The organism is Lysobacter sp. SCRH-1R, from assembly GCF_057747855.1.
The window spans coordinates 2,476,440-2,496,192 of sequence record NZ_CM173227.1 but is presented as its reverse complement, the minus strand read 5'-3'; the positions used below and the strand labels follow the sequence as shown (position 1 = coordinate 2,496,192).

General features: G+C 68.7%; 18 protein-coding genes. 9 read left to right on the top strand and 9 right to left on the bottom strand.

Going from position 1 to position 19,753, the window contains the following annotated elements; translation table 11 throughout:
• Positions 1-55: 55 nt before the first annotated feature.
• The 6 genes from AC3ANK_RS11310 to AC3ANK_RS11285 form a co-directional block, all read right to left on the bottom strand.
• Entirely contained in the window at positions 56-2,494 is a 2,439-nt protein-coding gene (locus AC3ANK_RS11310; RefSeq protein WP_206860896.1) for a UDP-N-acetylglucosamine 2-epimerase, read from the bottom strand.
• 296 nt (positions 2,495-2,790) lie between these two features.
• On the bottom strand, positions 2,791-3,225 hold the full coding sequence (locus tag AC3ANK_RS11305) for a low molecular weight protein-tyrosine-phosphatase (RefSeq protein ID WP_484171198.1): 435 nt from the start codon (positions 3,223-3,225) through the stop codon (positions 2,791-2,793).
• Positions 3,226-3,388: 163 nt separating this feature from the next.
• Complete coding sequence (gene ligD, locus AC3ANK_RS11300; RefSeq protein WP_206860894.1) at positions 3,389-4,255, bottom strand: non-homologous end-joining DNA ligase; 867 nt, start codon at positions 4,253-4,255, stop codon at positions 3,389-3,391.
• Between the two features lie 28 nt (positions 4,256-4,283).
• Positions 4,284-5,177: a non-homologous end joining protein Ku gene (ku, locus tag AC3ANK_RS11295; RefSeq protein WP_484171197.1), complete on the bottom strand. Its 894-nt coding sequence runs from the start codon at positions 5,175-5,177 to the stop codon at positions 4,284-4,286.
• Between the two features lie 97 nt (positions 5,178-5,274).
• Positions 5,275-5,805 (bottom strand): hypothetical protein, encoded by a 531-nt coding sequence (locus tag AC3ANK_RS11290; RefSeq protein ID WP_484171196.1) that lies wholly within the window; start codon positions 5,803-5,805, stop codon positions 5,275-5,277.
• A 163-nt stretch (positions 5,806-5,968) separates the two neighbouring features.
• Positions 5,969-6,670 (bottom strand): pirin family protein, encoded by a 702-nt coding sequence (locus AC3ANK_RS11285; RefSeq protein ID WP_484171195.1) that lies wholly within the window; start codon positions 6,668-6,670, stop codon positions 5,969-5,971.
• Between the two features lie 117 nt (positions 6,671-6,787).
• On the opposite strand from AC3ANK_RS11285, the gene AC3ANK_RS11280 reads away from it, so the two are divergent.
• Positions 6,788-7,705 carry a LysR family transcriptional regulator gene (locus AC3ANK_RS11280; protein ID WP_484171194.1) on the top strand — a complete coding sequence of 306 codons (918 nt, stop codon included), beginning with the start codon at positions 6,788-6,790 and terminating at the stop codon, positions 7,703-7,705.
• A gap of 157 nt (positions 7,706-7,862) precedes the next feature.
• Here the strand turns inward: AC3ANK_RS11280 and AC3ANK_RS11275 are convergent, their stop codons facing one another.
• Positions 7,863-9,239: a S8 family peptidase gene (locus AC3ANK_RS11275; RefSeq protein WP_484171193.1), complete on the bottom strand. Its 1,377-nt coding sequence runs from the start codon at positions 9,237-9,239 to the stop codon at positions 7,863-7,865.
• Between the two features lie 350 nt (positions 9,240-9,589).
• A complete protein-coding gene (ligD, locus tag AC3ANK_RS11270) occupies positions 9,590-12,145 on the bottom strand; it encodes a DNA ligase D (protein ID WP_484171192.1) in 2,556 nt (851 codons plus the stop codon).
• Positions 12,146-12,312: 167 nt separating this feature from the next.
• On the opposite strand from ligD (AC3ANK_RS11270), the gene AC3ANK_RS11265 reads away from it, so the two are divergent.
• The 4 genes from AC3ANK_RS11265 (at position 12,313) to AC3ANK_RS11250 (ending at position 16,256) form a co-directional block, all read left to right on the top strand.
• Complete coding sequence (locus AC3ANK_RS11265; RefSeq protein ID WP_484171191.1) at positions 12,313-12,942, top strand: glutathione S-transferase family protein; 630 nt, start codon at positions 12,313-12,315, stop codon at positions 12,940-12,942.
• Positions 12,939-13,760: a hypothetical protein gene (locus AC3ANK_RS11260; protein WP_484171190.1), complete on the top strand. Its 822-nt coding sequence runs from the start codon at positions 12,939-12,941 to the stop codon at positions 13,758-13,760. Before AC3ANK_RS11265 ends, AC3ANK_RS11260 begins: the two co-directional genes overlap by 4 nt.
• A 234-nt stretch (positions 13,761-13,994) precedes the next feature.
• Positions 13,995-15,626 carry a POT-type proton-dependent oligopeptide transporter gene (locus tag AC3ANK_RS11255; RefSeq protein WP_206860886.1) on the top strand — a complete coding sequence of 544 codons (1,632 nt, stop codon included), beginning with the start codon at positions 13,995-13,997 and terminating at the stop codon, positions 15,624-15,626.
• 21 nt (positions 15,627-15,647) lie between these two features.
• A complete protein-coding gene (locus tag AC3ANK_RS11250) occupies positions 15,648-16,256 on the top strand; it encodes a rhomboid family intramembrane serine protease (protein WP_206860885.1) in 609 nt (202 codons plus the stop codon).
• A 111-nt stretch (positions 16,257-16,367) separates the two neighbouring features.
• Here AC3ANK_RS11250 and AC3ANK_RS11245 read toward each other — a convergent pair whose 3' ends face one another.
• Positions 16,368-16,550, bottom strand: a complete 183-nt coding sequence (locus tag AC3ANK_RS11245) for a hypothetical protein (RefSeq protein WP_206860884.1) — start codon at positions 16,548-16,550, stop codon at positions 16,368-16,370.
• Positions 16,551-16,756: 206 nt separating this feature from the next.
• On the opposite strand from AC3ANK_RS11245, the gene AC3ANK_RS11240 reads away from it, so the two are divergent.
• From AC3ANK_RS11240 to AC3ANK_RS11225, 4 genes are all read left to right on the top strand, one after another.
• On the top strand, positions 16,757-17,416 hold the full coding sequence (locus AC3ANK_RS11240; RefSeq protein ID WP_484171189.1) for a histone H1-like repetitive region-containing protein: 660 nt from the start codon (positions 16,757-16,759) through the stop codon (positions 17,414-17,416).
• A 106-nt stretch (positions 17,417-17,522) separates the two neighbouring features.
• Positions 17,523-17,801 (top strand): GNAT family N-acetyltransferase, encoded by a 279-nt coding sequence (locus AC3ANK_RS11235; protein WP_206860882.1) that lies wholly within the window; start codon positions 17,523-17,525, stop codon positions 17,799-17,801.
• Positions 17,802-18,058: 257 nt separating this feature from the next.
• Entirely contained in the window at positions 18,059-18,772 is a 714-nt protein-coding gene (locus AC3ANK_RS11230) for a pseudouridine synthase (RefSeq protein WP_206860881.1), read from the top strand.
• An 83-nt stretch (positions 18,773-18,855) separates the two neighbouring features.
• The gene (locus tag AC3ANK_RS11225) at positions 18,856-19,737 is read left to right on the top strand and encodes a DUF3298 and DUF4163 domain-containing protein (protein ID WP_484171188.1); all 882 of its coding nucleotides are present in this window, start codon (positions 18,856-18,858) and stop codon (positions 19,735-19,737) included.
• Positions 19,738-19,753: the final 16 nt, after the last annotated feature.

The window sequence follows — 19,753 nt, the reverse complement described above, 5'->3', positions numbered from 1 at the left end:
GCCCACGACCGGCCGGTCCTGGGATGGAGGCGCGCGCCGCGCGCGGGCAGGGCGTTCACGACGCCCCCCACGCGTTGCGGACCGCGACCTGGTTTGGCGAACCTGGGACCCGCGACGGGTTCGTGTGTGCGTGAGCTGCGGGGCGCAGGCTCGCCAATGCGTCGGCGACGCGCGCATCGGCGTCGCCCGGTTCGGGAATGCGTTCGGTCGTGTGCGACGCGCGCAGCGGCAGCGTCCACGCTTCATCCAGCAGGCGCGACACGTGGCCGGCGATCGCCTCCGCGTCGTGCACCATCAGGTGCACGCGGCCCTGCGCTTCGGCCTGCGGCGGATCCAGGGCGATCAGCGGGACGTCCAGCGCCAGCGCTTCGGCGTGCAGCGACGGGCTGACGAACGCCAGGCGCGCGCGGCGCAGCAGGAACAGCGCGGCGAGATAGTCGGGGGCGTCGATGCGATGCAGGTTCGCCGGGCCCTCGTCGAGGAACACCGGGCCGATCGCGCAGACCACGTCGACGCCGGGGTGTTCGTGCGCGATGCGCGTGAACGCCTCGCACATCAGCGCGGCCTGCGAGGGGTCGCATTCGTGTCCGAGCATCAGCACCAGCGGCGCGTCGTCGCGCAGGACGGCGAAGCGTTGGGCCAGCGCCAGGCCGACGCCGATGTCGGGCCGCAGGCGTTCGAGCGCGATACGCAACGCATCCGGCGCGGCATTGCCGCTGACCAGCACGCGATGCGCGGGCACGCCCTCGGCGACGAGCTGGCGTCCGGTCGACTGGCTCGAGGCGACGTGCAGCGCCGCGAGCGCGCGCGCGATGCGGCGCCCGGGGTCGCCGGCCGCGCGCGGCGCGGCGGTGTTCGCCGGGCCGCCGTCGATGCACACCACCGGGACCTGGTGGTAGTGCGCGGCGAGCGTCGTCGCCAGCGTGGCGGGCGCATCGCCGGGCACCACCACCAGGTCCGGCCGCACCTGGGTCATCACGCGCTTGATGCCGCCCAGCGCGGTGGAGGTGATCTCCGCGGGATCCTCGCCGGCCGACGGCACGTCGACCTGCACGTCGGGCGAGAGATCGAACAGTTCGAGCACGCGCGCCGATTCCTGCTCGGATTCGGTCGCCAGGCACACCGTCGTCTCGAAGCGTTCGTCGCGCGCGAGCTGCTGCGCGATCGGCGCCATGCGCACGGCATCGGGGGAATCGCTCAGCACGCACAACGCGCGCACCGGCGGCTTCGGATTGATGTCGGATGCGGCCTCCGCCGCGGCGTCGGCCAGGTGCAGCACGTCCGGCAGCGCGATGCCGGCGCGCGCGGGGGCGGTGGTGCCGGCGTTGACGCGCGCCCCATCGATGCGCTCGCCGTCGTGGTCGTCGAAGCCCGCCAGCGAGGTGAGGAAGTTCATGCCGTGGTTGTTCGGCACCGCATGCAGCGGCGCCGGCGCGGGGCGGGGCGCGCTGTTCGGCCAGCGTCCGCGCAGCTTCGTGAGCACTTTCGGCACCCACCACACGTGCAGCGCCATCACCAGCATGAAGGCGGCGAACGCGAGCGACTGCGGCATGTCGCGCAGCGACCAGCCCAGCAGCACGAGCAGGCCCGCGACGGCGACCATCGTCAGCAGCACCAGGCGCGGCGGCATGCCGGTGTCGCACAGCAGGTGGTGCAGGTGCTGGCGATCGGCCTTGAACGGCGATCCACCGGCGCGAATGCGGCGATACATCACCGCCAGCGTGTCCATCACCGGCAGCGCGACGCACCACAGCACGTCCGGTGGATTGAGGCGGCCGACCTTCGCATGGCTCATGTAGATCAGCGCCCACGCCAGGATGAAACCGATCAGCGTGCTGCCGGCGTCGCCCATGAAGACCTTGCGCCCGTCGGGCCAGCCCAGGTTGACGAACAGGTACGGGATCAGCGCCGCGAACAGCACCTGCAGCATCAGCAGCACGCCCGGCACCGACCACGACGACTCGTCGAACAGCAGGATCGCGCCGATGCACACCATCGCCATCGACGCGGCCAGGCCGTCGATGCCGTCCATCATGTTGAAGGCGTTGATCAGGCCGATGACGGCGATGATCGTGAAGGGAATGCCGAACAGGCCGATGTCGATGTGGCGCGTGCCGATGATCTCGCCCAGATCGTGCACGTAGAAGCCCGACATGAAGATGACGAGGCCGGCGGCGCCGGCCTCGACCAGAAGGCGTGAAGTCACGCTGAGGTTGCTTGCGTCGTCCAGCGCGCCGGCCGCGACGATCATCACGCCGCCGGCGAGCAGGCTGGTCACGAAACCGTCGATGTAGCCCAGGTAACTCAGCCCCACCAGGGTGCCAAGGAAGAAGCACAGCCCGCCGATCAGCGGAATGCTGCCTCGGTGCTGTTTCCGCGCATCGGGCCGGTCGACGAGTCCGATCTTCCTCGCCCACGGTCGCATGGCGAAGATGGCGAACAGCGTCACGGCCAACGCGATGGCGCTGGCAGCCACCAGCTTGGGGTCCCTCATGCATGCACCTCGGATCAGAACACGAATGACAAAGGGCAAGGCGTGTTGCGTTCCGTGTGCGTACGCACTCAATGGTCGATCGGCACCGCCGACCGCCCGCTTCATCGGGTGAAATTCATCGCGATGAAAACGACGCGGTGCCTCCGTGCTCGAAGGAGCCTATGGAGGGCGGGTTGATGAAAGGATGAAAAAGACACGTTCACCCTGATTAACCTGCAAGCGGCGATAGCTCAGGTTCAGATGGATGAATCACTTCACGACGCCGGCACGACGCTGAAGCGTTTGGAATGAACGTGTCACAGTTTCGTTTTCCAATCGCGGATACAAGACTCGATGCGATCGAATGCGAGATCGAACGCGTTCTGGTCGCGACCGTAGGGATCGTCGATGTCGGTGCCGTCGTCCCAGTGCGTGAGCATGCACACGCGCCCGCGCAGCGTCGGGCACAGCGCGAGCACCGCGGCGACCTGGCGTTGCTCCATCGCCAGCACGAGGTCGGATTGCAGCATCAGCGGCTTGGTGGCCTGCCGCGCGATGTGCCCGGAGCCGTCGTAACCGTGCGCGGCCAGCACCGACTGCGCCTTCGGATCGATCGGAAACCCGCGCATCGCCGCCAGCCCGGCGGACGCGACCTGCATGCCCGGACGAAGCAGCCGCGCGCGCACGATGGCCTCGGCCATCGGACTTCGGCAGATGTTGCCTTTGCAGACGATGAGTACCCGTAGCGACATGGCGATGACGCTAGCAGACGGGGGTGGAGGGGCTGTTCATGTTCGCGGACGCTCGCCTGGCGTTCACGCGCAGGCGTTCGCGCCTTCCGGGAATGATTAACGGTGGAGTGGTTCGTCGGCACGAGTGCCGGCTGCGGCTTTCGCCGGGATCGCGGGAGGAGCGTCAAACCCGATCCGGCAACCCCTGCCGGGCCCGATGCATCGCATGCCACGGATCCCGCTTGAGGTTGCGCGAGCGGCGCAGCGCCCGGGGGAGATCGAACGCGCCGGCCTGGCGGACGCGGCCGAGTTCCTCCCACGTCAGCGGCATCGCCACGGTCGCCCCCGGTTTCGCGCGCAGCGACCAGCTGGCGACGCTGGTGGCGCCGCGCGAGTTGCGCAGCCAGTCGATGAAGATCAGGCCCTCGCGCTTGGCCTTCGATGCGGTGGCGATGTAGCGCTCGGGCGCCTTGGCGACCATCGAATCGGCGAAGGCCTCGCAGAACGCCTTCACCTGCGACCAGTCCGGGCCGGGCCGGATCGGCACCACCACGTGCACGCCCTTGCCGCCGGACAGGCGCACCCAGCTGCGCAGGCGCAGTTCGGCGAGGCGGTCGCGGATCTCGCGCGCGGCGGCCTTCAGCGCGTTCCATTCGATGCCTTCGTCCGGATCGAGGTCGAACACCACCCGGTCGGGCTTCTCGACGTGGTCGATGTGCGAGCCCCACACGTGGAATTCCAGCGAGTTCATCTGCACCAGTTCGAGCACGCCGTCGAGGTCCTCGACGTAGAGGTACTCGCCACGTCCTTCCACTTCGCGCAGCGTGATCGAACCCACGTGCTCGCCGAGCGAATCGGCATGGTGCTTCTGGAAGAAGCAAGAGCCCGCCAGGCCATCGGGGCAACGCACCAGCGAGAGCGGGCGGCGCACGAGTTCCGGCAGCATCCATCGCGACACCGCGCGGTAGTAATCGGCGACGTCGGCCTTGGTGATCGCCGCGTCGGGATAGACCACGCGATCGGGACTGGTGAGCCGGGGCGTCGTGGACATGCGTCAGCACCGCATGCGGGCGGCCCCGTCAGGCCGACTTGCGCCCCGTGCGCTTGCGCGCGGTGGTCTTCTTCGCCGCGGTTTTCTTCGCCGCCTTCTTGGCCGGCGCGGGCTTTCCGCCGCCCTTCTTTTCCAGGCTGCGCTTGAGCAGGTCGGCGAAGTCGATGACGTTGGTGGCGGCGTTCTCGGGCAGGTTGTCCTCGTCGGTCGCGGCCTTGCGCACGACGTTCTTGGACTTCACCCGATCCTCGATCACCTTCGACAGCCGTTCGCGGAAATCGTCCTTGTAGTCCTCCGGCTTCCAGTCCGAACTCATCGACTGGATGAGCTGCTTGGCCATGTCGATCTCGCGCGTGGTGATCTTCCATTTCTCCAGGCTGCCCTCGGGCAGCTTGTAGTCGGCCGGATCGACGAGTTCCTGCGCGAACCGCAGGATCAGCAGCATCAGCGCTTCGTCCTTCGGCACCACGGCGGCGAGGTATTCGCGCGTGCGGATCACCACGCGGCCCACGCCCGCCTGGCCGGTGCGCTTGAGCACCTCACGCAGCAGCACGTAGCCCTTCTCGGCTTTCTTGCCCGGTTCGAGGATGTAGGGCTTCTCGAAATACTCCGGACCGATCGCCTCCAGGTCGACGAAGGTGTCGATGTCCACCGACTCCTTGTGGTCGGGCGCGGCGTTGGCGATGTCGGATTCCTCCAGCACGACGTAGCTGCCCTTGTCGTACTCGAAGGCCTTCACGATTTCCTTCCACGGCACTTCCTCGCCGGTCTCGGCGTTGACGCGCTCGTAGCGGATCGGCGCGTTGTTGCGGCTGTCGAGCATGCGGAAGGACAGATCGACGCGGCGCTCGCCGGTCATCAGTTTCACGGGGATGTTGAGCAGACCGAACGACAGCGTGCCGGTCCAGATGGGGCGGGCCATGGGACACCTCTATCTACCGGATGGATCAGGCCGGAGGACTAAGGACTTTCCGGGGAACGGCGTCGGCGGGCGGTGAAAGCGCCCGCCGCCGGGACGTTCACCCCTCGCGCTGCGCCCGCAGGGACGGCGCCAGCCGCCGGGCCGCTCCGCGCACCCGCCATGCCTGCCACGCGACGGCCACCAGGTAGGCCACGAAGGCGCTGCCGATGGGCCCGAACAGGCGCGGGTCCTCGGGCCCTGTGGCGTAGGGGGAGCCGAGCGGGAGGCGGGTCAGCGTCTCGACGAACGCCGGGATGAAGTGGAAGAACAGCGCGGTGACGTAGAGCAGCGGTGCTGCATACGCGGAAAGACCGCCCAGGGCCCGGCGGCGTTCCGCGAACCAGCCCAGCGCGAGCACCACCAGCGTGAGCACGCTGAGCACGTGCGGCGCGCCGAATCCGCCGCGCCGGAAGATGAAGAGCCCGGTGATCGCGGCGCCGATCGTGAACCAGAAGAACACCGCGCCGGCGCGCGAAGCCACGCGGATTTCGCGATGCAGGACGAGCGCGGCGAAGCCGGCAAGGGCGCCGACGATCGCGATTGCGGTGTGCAGCGCACCGAAGGCGGTGATGTCGAGCAGCTCGAGCATGACGTTTACCTCGCGGGGAAGGGGGCCGCCGGCGGCGGTCCCTCGGAGGAGAACGCGAAAGCGCGGATGGAACGGCACAAAGCGGTCGAACGGGCTGGAAAACGCGAAAGGCCCCTCTCCGGAAGGAGAGGGGCCCCGGTGCTCATCTTGCGACCGGCGGCGCTTACGGCGCCGAGTCCACCAGCACGACTTCGGCGTCGTCCAGCGCCTTCACGGTGATCGCGCCTTCGTTGCGGATCGCCGCGCCGTCGCGGGCTTCGAGCCGCACGCCGTTCACCTCGATCGCGCCCTTGGCCGGCACGAGGTAGCCGTAACGGTTCTCGCCGAACGCGTATTCGGCCGTTTCGCCGGCGCCCAGGGTCAGGCCGAGCACCCGTGCCTGCGCGCGGATCGGCAGCGCGTCCTCGTCGCCGGCGATGCCGCTGGCCAGCGTCACGAAGCGCCCGGAACGCTCGCCCTTCGGGAACGGCTTGCTGCCCCAGGTCGGCGCGCCGCCGCGGGCGTCGGGGATGATCCAGATCTGGAAGATCCGCGTGGTGTCCGGTTCCAGGTTGTATTCGGCGTGCTGGATGCCGGTACCCGCGCTCATCACCTGCACGTCGCCGGCGATGGTGCGGCCCTTGTTGCCCAGGTTGTCCTGGTGGGTGATCGCGCCATCGCGGACGTAGGTGATGATCTCCATGTCCGAATGCGGATGCGGCGGGAAGCCCGTGTTCGCGGCGATGGTGTCGTCGTTCCACACGCGCAGCGCGCCCCAGCCCATGCGCGCCGGATCGTGGTAGCTGGCGAAGGAGAAGTGGTGCTTGGCATCGAGCCAACCGTGGTTGGCTCCGCCGAGGGAGTTGAACGGGCGACGCTCGATCATGACCTTGCTCCGGAGTGGGTGGATTGCGTGGGGCAAACGATAGGCGTCCGACGGCCTGCTGGGAATGGAACGAATCGAATATGATCGTTTCCGTTTTATGCATGATGGGGCGCCACCATGAAACTGCCCGACCTGGAAGCCTGGGCGATCTTCGCCAAGGTCGCCGAAACCGGCTCCTTCGCCCGCGCCGCGAACGAGCTCAACCTCTCGCAGGCCACCGTCTCCAAGGCGATCACGCGGCTGGAAACGCGCCTGAAGACGGTGCTGTTCCATCGCACCTCGCGGCGCATGTCGTTGACCGAAAGCGGGCGCGGCGCGCTGGAACGCGCCAGCCGCATCCTCGCCGAAGGCGAGGCCGTGGAGGCCGAAATCACCGCGCAGGCGGCCAGTCCGCGCGGCACCGTGCGCATGGCGGTGCCGATGTCGTTCGGCATCGAACACCTCGCGCCGGTGTTGCCGGAATTCATGGCGCGCTATCCGGACGTCTCGCTCGACGTGGATTTCGACGACGGCCTGGTGGATCTGGTCGGCGGCGGTTTCGATCTGGCGCTGCGCATCTCGACGCTGGCCGATTCGAGCCTGCTCGCGCGACGGCTGTGCGGCGTGCGCATCGTGCTGGTCGCGTCGCCCGCCTATCTGGATGCGCATGGACGTCCGCGTCATCCGCGCGAACTGGCGCAGCACAGCGCGCTGTTCTACACGCTCTCGCGCTTCGGCGGTGCATGGCGGTTCCATCACAAGCGGCACGGCGATTTCTCGATCAGCGTCAACGCGCCGCTGCGCGTGAACAACGCCGAGGCGCTCAATCCGGCGTTACTGGCGGGATTGGGTCTCGCGCTGCAGCCGGAGTTCCTGGTGTGGCGCGAACTGAAGGCGGGCAAGCTGGAAGTCGTGATGCCCGAGTGGTCGCCGCCGCCGATTGCGCTGCACGTGGTCACGCCACCCGGTCGGGTGCGTCCGGCGCGCGTGCAGTTGCTGATCGAGCATCTGCTGCGGAAATTCGAGAAGGCGCCGTGGGCGGAGCGTCCGTCGTGAGCTTCTGTAGTCCGGGTAAGCGAAGCGCAGCCGGGAGCTGTCACGCTCGACCCGGGTGCGCTTCGCTTACCCGCGCTACAAACGCGGCATCGCGGGGGCGTGCGTGATCGCACGCCCGGCCCCTCTCCCGACGGGAGAGGGGCCTTGGAGCCTCACGTCACGGCGTGAGCGACAACGCATTCGTCGCGGTGATCAGGCCCGAGCCCGTCGCGTTCGCGCCCCAGCATTCGTTCACCGGCGGGCCCGAAGGCTGCGAGAGCAGGGCGCATCCCGGCGCCAGCGGGATGGCGGCGGTCGTGAGGATGTCCTCGACGTCGGCCTGCTCCAGGTTCGGGTTCTTCTGCAACATCAGCGCGGCGATGCCGGCCACGTGCGGGGAGGCCATCGACGTGCCGCTCAGGTAGAAGTACGACGTCTTGCCGCTCTGCAACTGGTACGGGCCGACCACCCACGAGCCCGGCGCGGCCACGTCGAGATCCTGTCCGGCGAGCGCGCGGCTGGAGAAATCGGCGATGTGGAAATCCGTCGACGTGGTCGGATCGGCCACGTCGTCCGCGTTCCACCAGTTGCCCGGATTGCCGTCGGCGCCCGGTTTCCACTGGCCGTTCCAGCCCGACGCGGCGACCGAGATGACCGGCGCGTACGCGCCCGGATAGCCCATGCCCGCGTCGCCCTCGTTGCCGGCGGAGGCGACGATGACGACGCCCTGCGCGATCGCATAGTCGATCGCCGCCTTCTCGGCCGCATCGAGCACCGAACCGCCCAGGCTCATGTTGATCACCACCGGCGAGGAGCCGAGCGCGCCGCTGGCCTTCAGGTTGGCGACGTAGACGATGCCCGCGGCGACCACCGACGACCAGCCCGAACCGTTCTGGTTCAACACCTTCACCGGGATGACCGTCGCGCGCGGCGCGGTGCCGTTGATCGGCGTGCCGTTGAGGCTGTAGCCCAGGATGGTGCTGGTGACGTGCGTACCGTGCGAGTTCTGGTCGTGTTCCCACTTGTTCGGCGGTTCCGACACGTTGCCCTGTTCGCCGCCGCCGCCGTTGAAGGCCGTGGCGAACTGCGTGGCGATGCGTTCCTGCGGGAAGTACTGGCGCCAGGTATCCAGAAGGCCGGTGTCGAGCACCGCGACGTACACGCCGGCACCGTCGTAGGCGGCGGTGCGTCCCATGCCGAAGTTGGTGACGTCGACCGCGTCCTGGTCCCAGGTGCTCAGGCCGTTGGCGAAGTTGGTCGCGCTGACCGTGTCCACCGGGCTGCCCTTGCGCTCGGCATCGGGATTGGCGGCGAGGACGAAGGGCAGGGCGCGGATCGCGGCGAGCTGGCTTTCGGTGGTCTTGAGCGTGACCAGGTCGATCTCGGCCACCACTTCGCGAACGGTGCCGTACGTGCCGAGCCTGGACAGGGTGGCGGCGGTGGGATCGCCATTCAGGAGGACGTTGACGCCGATCTGGCGCGAACCGGAGGCGGCGTGCGCGGCGGCGGGCAGGGCGCAGGCCAGGGCGAGGACGCTCAGGGCTTTGTTGATCACGGGTGGATCTCCTCGGAGTGGGCCCGCGGAAGCGGGCCGGAACAGGGTTGCCCGGAGCAAACGCGACGACGACGGCCGACAGGCCGTCCGCATCCCTGTGGAGTTCCCCCTCCGAAAGCGTGCGCATCCGGACGGCGGAGGATGCGCGCGGGTTTGTGAGGGATGTGTGGAGTGGCGGTTGGAATCGCGTGAAAGGGGTTGGTGAATCGGGGCTCGATGGCTGAGCGCCGGCGACGGTGCTGCTTCGGTAGCCCGGGTAAGCGAAGCGCACCCGGGTTAGAGAAACGACCGCGCCCCGGGTGCGCTTCGCTCACCCGGGCTACAAAGGGAACCAGCACCTCCCTGGAGATCTAACCCCCCGCCGAAAACCTCGAAAGATTCTGTTTCACCCGCTCGATCCCCGCCCACGGATCCTTCCTGCGCCGCTTCAACCGCGCGGGCACGTCGGCGATCGTGAACGCGTCGCCGCGCTTGAGTTTCGACAGTTCGCTCCACGCCAGCGGCATCGACACCGGCGCGCGTGGGCGCGCGCGCAGGGAGTACGACGCCACCGCCGTCGCGCCCCGGCCGTTGCGCAGGTAGTCGACGAAGATGCGCTTGTTGCGCAGGCGTTTGGTGGAGACCGAGAGGAACCGGTCCGGCTCCGATTGCGACATGACTTCCGCGAAACTCTGCGCGAACGGCTTCACCAGCGACCATTCGCAGCCGGGATTCAGCGGCACCACCACGTGCAGGCCCTTGCCGCCGGTGGTGCGCAGGAAGGATTCCAGCTCCAGTTCCGCCAGTCGCTTGCGCACGTCCACGGCGGCGCGCTTGACCTCGGCGAAGGGCACGTCGGGGCCGGGGTCGAGGTCGAACACGATGCGGTCGGCGCGGTCGGGATCGTCCGCGTGCGAACCCCACGGATGGAATTCGAGCGCGTTGAACTGCACCAGTTCCATCAGCGCGGCCTCGTCGTTCACCACCAGGTAGTTCGCGTTGTTGCCGGCTTCCTCCTTCAGGCGCACGAATTCGACCAGTTCCAGCCCGGGCGTGTGGTGTTTCTGGAAGAAGCACGGTTTGTCGGTGCCGGCCGGGCAACGGATGATCGACAGTGGACGCCCGGCGATTTCCGCCAGCAGGTGGTCGCGCACGGCCGCGTAGTAGTTGGCGACGTCGAGTTTGGTGTAGCCGTCGTCCGGATAGAGCACCTTCGTCGGGCTGCTGAGCTTCGGCGGCGTGCGTGCGGTGTTCGCCGTCTTCCTCGCTGTTTTTCCTGCGCGGGCTTTCGTGGCCTTCGCCGCTTTCGACGGAGAGGTTTTCGACGAACCCCGATCGCTGTCCGCAAGATCCTCGACGCTCTTGTCGTCGCGCACCGATTTCAGCGACGGCTGCCGCAGCAGTCCCTGGCCGCCGATGCCGCGGAAATTCACCTCCACCACGAAGCGCGGTTCGAACCATTTCGCGCTGCGCAGGTCGGTGTCGTTTTCGGGCACGTGCACGGTCGGTTCCTTCGAGCCGCCGCGCCCCAGGCGTTTGCTGATGTCCTTGATCAGCGTGTCGGAAAAACCGCTGCCGACGCGACCGACGTAGGCCCACCCGTGGCGTTTGTCCGGCGTGGCGAGCAGCAGCGAGCCGAAGCCGCTGCGGCTGCCCTTCGGCGCGGTCCAGCCGACCACGGCGTACTCGTCGCTGTGCAGCGCCTTCGTCTTGCGCCAGTCGTCGCCACGGCCGGAATGGTAGGGACGATCGACGCGCTTGGAGATGATGCCTTCGAAGTCCTGCTGGCCCGCGAGTTCGAACGCCTGCTCGCCATCGCCCACCGCGTGCGAGCTGTAGGAAAGATGGCGCGTGCCTTCGCCCAGCAGTTCCTCCAGCAGCGCCTTGCGTTCGATCAGCGGCGCGCGCGAGATGTCCACGCCGTCGATGTGCAGCAGGTCGAACAACGCGTAAGACAACAGGCCCTGGCGTTCGCCCGACAGCGTCGCCTGCAAGAGGTTGAAGTCGTCGCGCGTGCCGCTACCGGCGATGAGTTCGCCGTCGAGCGCAGCGGATTTCACGCCCAGCGCTTCGATCGCGCCGGTGATTTCCGGCACCTTCCCGGTCCAGTCCAGCGCGTTGCGCGACCAGAGCTTCGCTTTTCCTTTCGCGACGGTCGCGACGATGCGGTAGCCGTCCCATTTGATTTCGTGCAGCCACTGGTCGCCGGCCGGCGGCGCGTCGCCGAGCCTGGCCAGTTGCGGCGCGAAGAACTCGGTCGGCGCGGCGCCCTTGCGCGCGCCGGTGAGCTTCATCGCGGCTCTCGCCCAGTCGCGGCGACGGCTCGCAGTGTGCACGGGCACTTCGGTTTCGCGCTTGCGCCTGGTCTTGCCGCGACCGGCGCGCTTGGCGTCTTCCTCCGGCGGCGGCGTGACGTCGGCGAGCAGGTCGTCGGCTTCCAGCGTGCCGGCGTATTCGTCCTTGTCCTTGAACAGCAGCCACTGCGGCTGTCGCGCCGGCTTGCCCGAGCGCACCAGGTGCCAGCCGCCCTTGAGCTTGTCGCCGAACAGTTCGAAGCGCAGGTGGCCCTTGGCGAGCTGTTCCTCGGGATCGAACTGCGTCGCCCACACGCCATGGTCGAACTGCGCGACGTGTCCGCCGCCGTAGTGGCCCTTCGGGATCTCGCCTTCGAATTGCGCGTAATCGACCGGATGGTCCTCCACCTCGACCGCCATGCGCTTCACGTTCGGGTCGTAGCTCGGCCCCTTCGGCACGGCCCAGCTTTTCAGCGCGTCGCCGATCTGCAGGCGGAAGTCGTAATGCCGCCGGCTCGCGTGGTGCAGTTGCACGACGAAGATGGCGCGTTTCCCCTGCGGCAGGCGCTTGCCGGGTTCGGGCTCGCGGGTCTTGGTGAACTGCCGTTTGCGGCGGTATTCCGTCAGGCTCATTGCATGGCACGCGGCACGTGGAGCGTTCACCTTCCGCCCGCGCGGGTGGACGTGGCGCGAAAGGCGGTGAGCGGGGCGCCGTGATGCCCTGCTCACTTCCTGCTCCTGCGAACGCACTCCTGCTCCACGCCCGTGCGATCATTCCGGCTCATTCGGGGGAATGCCGCATGTACCGTCTCTACTACTCGCCGGGAGCGGCGAGCCTGGTCGTCCATTGGCTGCTGATCGAGCTGGACGTCGTGCACGAACTGGCGCTGGTCGACACGAGCGCCGGGCAGCAGAAGAGCGCCGACTACCTCGCGCTCAATCCCAACGGCGTGGTGCCCACGCTGGTCGCAGATGGCCAGCCGCTCTACGAGGCCGCCGCGCTGGTGCTGCACCTGGCCGACCGCCATCCGCATGCGGGGCTTGCGCCGGCGCCGGGCGATCCGAAGCGCGGCGCGTACCTGCAATGGGTGCTCAACCTCGCCAACACGCTGCAGTCGCCGCTGCGGCTGTGGTGGTATCCGCAGGACATCGACGCCGAGCACACCGACCGCGTGCAGGACGGCGCGCGTCGCCGCATCGAGGCGGCGTGGGACCGGCTCGACGCGCATCTGGCCGCGAACGGGCCGTACCTGCTCGGCGATGGCCCGAGCGCGGCCGACTTCTACCTGACGATGCTGATGCGCTGGACGCGCAACATGCCGCGCCCGGGCCACGCGTGGCCGCATCTGGCGAAGCTGGCCGAACGCATGAAGGCGCGGCCGTCCTTCCGCACGCTGTACGAACGCGAGGGGCTGACCGAATGGGCATGAGGATTCGCGCCGCATCGCGTGCGGCGTTGGCGACGATGTGCGCGATGGGTGCGCTGCTCGCCGCCGGTTGCAAGGAAGCGCAGGACATCCGCGAGGAACTGGGCTGGAGCAAGCAGCCCGACGCTCCGCCGCCCGCGCCGGCGGTGAGCCTGGAGGATCGGTGGGTGCCGGCCGATGCGGCCGTCGCCGACGCCTCGCAGGCGACGTGGGCGACGCGCTGGTGGCAATGGACCGGCCGCTTCGACGGGCAGCCGCCGTACGCCGACCGGGACGGCAGCCGCTGCGCGCAGCACCAGGACGGACCGGTGTGGTTCCTCGCCGGGACCGACGGGGCGTTCGATGCGGTGCGCACCTGCGCGATCCCCGCCGACCGGCACGTGTTCGTTCCGCTGATCGCCTGGGCCGTCGCCGATGCTGGGTCCGGAAGCGCGGCGCCGTGCACGCAGAAGCAGCAGCGTGCGGCGAATTTCGTCGAGCACGTATTCACCGGGCTGGTGCTGCTGGACGGTCGCCCGGTCGGCCAGTACCAGCGGATGCGCGTGGCGGGCGGAGAGTGCTTCACGGTGACGACAGGCGAGGCCGCCGTGGCGACCGACGGTTACTGGCTGATGCTCAAGCCGCTGCCGCCGGGGCAGCACACGCTGGCGATCGCCGCCGGGTATCGCGAAGGGCCGCGCCAGTCGCTGCAGAACTTCCAGTACACGCTGGAGGTGCAGGGCGTCGATGCGCCCGATGCGGACGCGGTCGCGCAGGAGGACGGCGAAGGCGGGGTCGACGATGCGGCGGATCTGGCCGATGAGGTGGAGGCGGTGGAGTAGGGGCCGGATCGCCGCCAGGCAAGAGCGGCTGCAGTCGCGTCGAGGCTTGGCCCCGCCCGCGCGGAGGCGACGAACAGGATCAGCACTTCGCTTGCCGCGCCCCCCTTGCTACTCTCCGGGCACGGCGGAGTGTGAGCTCCGCCTGTTTTTTGCCCGTCGCCGGGCGATCGCGTGGTGGGCGCCGTCCCGCCGGGGCGAACCGGGCGCGGCGATCACGAGCACAGGCAGAACCGGATGACGATTCCCGCGACCGCAGCCCCGGCCGAAAGCAGCTCCAGGCTTCCGCGCCAGATTCCCTACATCATCGGCAACGAAGGCTGCGAGCGCTTCAGCTTCTACGGGATGCGCAACATCCTGGTGCAGTTCCTGGCGAGCAGCGTGCTGTTGGCCTACCTGCCCGAGGCCGAGCGCGCGGGCATGGCGAAGGAGGTCTTCCACACCTTCGTCATCGGCGTGTACTTCTTCCCGCTGCTGGGCGGCTGGCTGGCCGACCGCTTCTTCGGCAAATACCGCACGGTGCTGTGGTTCTCGCTGATCTACTGCGCCGGCCATGCGTGCCTGGCGCTGTTCGAGAACCACCGCACCGGCTTCTACACCGGCCTGTTCCTGATCGCGCTGGGCTCGGGCGGCATCAAGCCGCTGGTGGTGTCGTTCGTGGGCGACCAGTTCGACCAGACCAACAAGCACCTGGCGCGCAAGGTCTTCGACGCCTTCTACTGGATCATCAACTTCGGCAGCTTCTTCGCCTCGCTGCTGATGCCGATCTTCCTGCGCGAGCTGGGACCGGCGGTGGCGTTCGGCATCCCGGGCGCGCTGATGTTCATCGCGACCTTCATCTTCTGGCTGGGCCGCGGGCAGTACGTCAACGTGCCGCCGGCCTCGTCCGATCCGGACTCGTTCCTGCACGTGGCGCGCACCGCGCTGATGAAGCAGGCGCCGGGGCAGGGGCGCGGGGGCTACCTGGTGGCGATGGCCGGCTTCGCGCTCGCGGTGGGGCTGCTGCTGGGCTGGGCGGTCCACGCGACGGTCGGGCTGTCGTGGTGGCCGGAATCGTTCGGCTTCGTCATCTCGGCCTGCCTCGCGCTGGGCGTGATCATCGCTTTCGGCGGCATCGGCACCTCGATGCAGCTCGACCGCGCCCGCGGCACGCATCCCGACGCCGCCGTGGACGGCGTGCGCGCGGTGCTGCGCATCCTGATCGTGTTCGCGCTGACCACGCCGTTCTGGTCTCTGTTCGACCAGAAGGCCTCGACCTGGGTGCTGCAGGGCAACCAGATGGCGATGCCGCATGACGCCTGGTGGTGGCCGAGTTTCATCGTGCGGGACGCCGCGCAGATGCAGGCGCTCAACCCGGCGCTGGTGATGCTGCTGATCCCGTTCAACAACCTGGTGCTGTACCCGGCGCTGCAGCGGATGGGCTTCAGCCCCACGCCGCTGCGCCGCATGGGCGCGGGCATCGCGTTCTCCGGTGCGGCCTGGATCATCGCCGGCATCCTGCAGCTGTGGATCGACGGCGGCGACCCGGTCTCGCTGGCATGGCAGATCCTGCCGTACGCGCTGCTGACCCTCGGCGAGGTGCTGGTGTCGGCCACCGCGCTGGAATTCGCCTACAGCCAGGCGCCGCAGGCCATGAAGGGCGTGATCATGGCCTTCTGGTACCTCGCCAGTACGTTCGGCAGCCTGTGGGTGCTGCTGACCAACGCGGGCGTGCGCAACGAGGCGGTGATGTCGCACATCGACGCCACCGGCCTGAGCGAGAACGCCTTCCTGATGTTCTTCTTCGCCGGCTTCGCCTTCCTCGCGGCGGCGGCGTTCGCGCTCTACGCGCGGCGCTACCCGATGCAGGACAACTACCGCCGCACCTGACGCAGACCGGAACCCGAACCGATGCTGACCTTCGCCCTGATCGCCGTGACCGTGCTGGTGTCGTGGCTCGCCTTCCAGCGGCCGGCGCTGCTGGACCGCCTGATCCTGTGGCCGCCGGCGATCGACCGTAAGAAGCAGTACGACCGCCTGGTGACCCACGGCTTCATCCACGCCGACTGGTCGCACCTGCTGTTCAACATGATCACGCTGTACTTCTTCGGCCGGCAGATCGAGGAGGTGATGGCGAAGCTGATCGGGCCGCTGGGCTTCGTGCTGTTCTACCTGTCGGCGATAGTCATCGCGATCCTGCCGACGTACCTGCGCCACCGGCACGACGCGCACTACCGCAGCCTGGGCGCCTCCGGTGCGGTGTCGGCGGTGCTGTTCGCCTTCATCCTGCTGTCGCCGTGGTCGCTGATCATCGTGTTCTTCCTGCCGATGCCGGCCATCCTGTACGCGGTGGCGTACGTGGCCTATTCGATCTGGATGGACAAGCGCGGCGGCGACAACATCAACCACAGCGCGCACCTGTCGGGCGCGCTGTACGGCGTGCTGTTCATGCTGCTGATGGAGCCGCGCATCGGCCCGTATTTCCTGCAGCGGTTGATGAGCCCCTCGTTCGGGGGCTGATGCCGGGGCGGCTCCAAGTCACGGGTTCGGCCGAGCGCGGATCGACCGGTTTCGATCGCCTGCATTCGAACCGTGTCGGAGGGCTCCTCGCCGGAGCCCGGAGTGCGGCGGTCAGGCCGCGACGCGCGCGGTGTCGGCCTCGGCGTCGCCGTAGGTCTGCAGCAGGCGCGAATAGACTTCGGCGTCGATCTGGGCGGTTTCCGTCGTCTGACGGCCGCTGCGTGCGAGCTCGTACAGGCGGGACATCAGGGCGTCGTCGCTGAGGTGGTTCGTCGTCAGGTGATGCACGGTCATGGGGTGTCCTCCGTGGCGCATTTCCGGTAATCGATCACGCAGATTCCGTGCCACACGTCTGCAAGCGGGTTTGCGCGCCCGAAGGTGACGCAGTCCGTCATAAGCCGCCGCCGTGCGTTGGCCGGGGCTGACGCGGGGCGGCGCTCACCCGGCATGAATGCCGCCCGTGGTAAGCCGGACCTCCCGATGACGCCAGGAGTCCAGGCATGGCGATGAGGAAGGCCGGCAAGAAGACCACGGCCCGCAAGGCGGCCGGCAAGACGGCGAAGAAGACCGCGCGCAAGACCGCCACGAAGAAGGCGACCGCGAAGAAGGCGAGCGCCAGGAAGGCGGTGAAGAAGACCGCGAAGAAGACCACGACTACAGCCGCGCCGAAGAAGGCCGCGACGCGGAAGACCGCAACGAAGAAGGCAGCAGCGAAAAAGGTCCCGGCGAAGAAGGCTGCCGCGACCCGCAAGTCGGCCGCGAAGAAGGTCGCCGCGAAGAAGGCCTCCGCCCGCAAGGCCACCGCGAAGCAGGCCGCGAGTGCCCGCAAGGCGCCGGCCCGCAAGACCGCCGCCGAAGGCACCGCACGCCGAACGCCGCGTCGCGCCGCCGGCGCCGGGCGTCGGCAGAAGATCACCCCCGAGCAGGCGCTGGCCAACACCCGCGAGCTGCTCGCCGCCAAGCAGGAACGCGAGCAGCAGGCGCCGCCGTGGCAGCAGTTCGAGGCGAACCACGGCCATGGCGGGCACCCGGGCGCGATGTCCGACAGCGCGGCCGAGAAAGCCCAGGAGCTGCACAACGCCGAGATCCGCCTGGAGGGCAACCAGGGTCACATCAGCGCCCAGGACCGGCGCAACCAGGGCAAACGCGACGCGCGCTGAGGCGCGCGTCCGTGCCCATGCGGCGAGCGCGCACCTCCGTGGACGCCACGCTTCCGCGCCACGCGCCTGCACGCGATGATGGCGCTTCCTTTCCGCGGGCCACGCCATGACCACGCACGAAATCGCGCACGATCCGGCTTCCGGTGTTTTCTCCACCAACGTCGACGGCGAGGTCGCGCTGCTCGAATACCGCCGCGAAGGCAACCGCATGGAGATCATGCACACGGGCGTGCCGGACGCGATCGGTGGTCGCGGCATCGCCGGGCAACTGGTGCGCGCGGCGTTCGAATACGCGAAGGCGCAGGGCTGGCACGTGCATCCGCGCTGCAGCTACGCGGCGGCGTGGGTCGAGCGGCATCCGGAATACAACCAGTTGCTGGTGTAGCGCTGGAGGAACTAGGAACGAGCAACCAGAAACGAGTGGTAGCGGTGCTCCTACGCGTTTCTGGTTCCTCCACGCCCTTTCAGGGCCGGAAGCGGCGCTTCCGCGGCGGCAGGCGCCGGTTTTCGACAGCCCGCCGGGAACGCCGCTCTTCCGGCCCTTTCACGCCCGGCGCCCGTTGCGGCGTGCGTGAGAGGCCAAGGTGTGACAGCATTCGCGCCCCGTCCCCCGACACCCGCGCCGCCCAGGCGCCAACGCGCATGCGCCTGAACAAGCACATCAGCGACACCGGCTTCTGCTCGCGGCGCGAGGCCGATCGCCTCATCGCCGAAGGCCGCGTCACCGTCAACGGCCTGCGCGCCCGCGTCGGCGCCGAGGTGGGCGAGGGCGACGAGGTGCTGGTCGACGGCCAGTCCCTGAAGGTGCGCGTCGCGGCCAAGGGCAAGCGCCAGCACGTCTACATCGCGCTGCACAAGCCGGTCGGCGTCACCTGCACGACCGAGTCGACGGTGAAGGGAAACATCGTCGATTTCGTCGGCCACGAACGCCGCATCTTCCCGATCGGCCGCCTCGACAAGGATTCCGAAGGCCTGATCCTGCTCACCAGCAACGGCGACATCGTCAACGAGATTCTGCGCGCCGAGAACAAGCTCGAGAAGGAATACCTGGTCGCGGTGAACCACGCGGTGACCGACGAATTCCTGCGCGGCATGGCGCGCGGCGTGCCGGTGCACGGCCAGACCACGCTGCCGTGCAAAACCGGACGCCTGAACAAGTTCGGTTTCCGCATCGTGCTGGTGCAGGGCCTGAACCGGCAGATCCGCCTGATGGCCGCGCATTTCGGCTTCCGCGTGAAGCAGTTGCTGCGCGTGCGGATCGGCAACGTGAAGCTCGGGCACCTCAAGCCCGGCCAGTGGCGCAACCTCACGGACGCCGAACTGCGCGGACTGCTGCCGCAGCGCGAGAACTGGTGATCGTCGACGGCGATCGTTAGCCGGGCGTGATTCGAACATCACGCCGCCGCCGCTAACCTGCGGCGCATGACAAGGGATTGCCCATGAAGCGACTGCTCCTGTTGTGTGCTCTGGCCGCGGCGCTCGCGGCGTGCAAGCGGGAACCCCAGCCCGCCACTCCTGCCGCCACCCCCGGCACGCCTGCCCAGGCGCCCGGCGAGCCCGCGATCGTCGCGCCGGCCGGCGTGAAGCTGGAAGACGTGTCCGAATCCACGTCGGACTACATCGTCGGCATCAGCTACCAGGTGTCCGCCGAGCAGTACCCGGGCCTCGCCGCCGAACTGAAGAAGTACGCCGACACCGCGCGCAACGATCTGGTCGAAGCCGCCAAGGCGCGCAGCCAGCCGGGCGGCGCGACCAGCGCACCGTACGACCTGTCGCTCAGCTTCACCGAACTGATGCACACGCCGGACATCGTCGCCGTCGCCGCCGACGGCAGCAGCTACACCGGCGGCGCGCACGGAGCGCCGCTGATCGCGCGCTTCGTGTGGCTGCCGAAGCAGAACCGCATGCTCACGGCGCAGCAGCTGATCCCGTCCGCCGAAGGCTGGACCGCCATTTCCGACCACGTGCGCGAACAGCTCCACGCCGCGCTCTCGCAGCGCGTGGACGCCGACGACCTGCCGCCGGAGGAACGCGCCCAGGTCGTGCAGAACGCCTCGAAGATGATCGACGACGGAACCCAGCCCGACCCCTCGGACTTCGCGCTGTTCGAACCGATCGCGGCGCCGGACGGGCGCCTGGCCGGGCTGCGCTTCGTGTTCGCGCCCTACCAGGTCGGGCCGTATTCGGACGGCACGCAGACGGTCGAGGTGCCGGTGGACGTGCTCGCGCCGCATCTGGCCCCGGAATACCGGCCGCTGTTCGCCGCGCCGCCCGCCGCGCCGGCGCCGCCCGTCTCGAACCCGCCGCCCCCGGCGCGTTAGCGGGGCGACTCCTGCT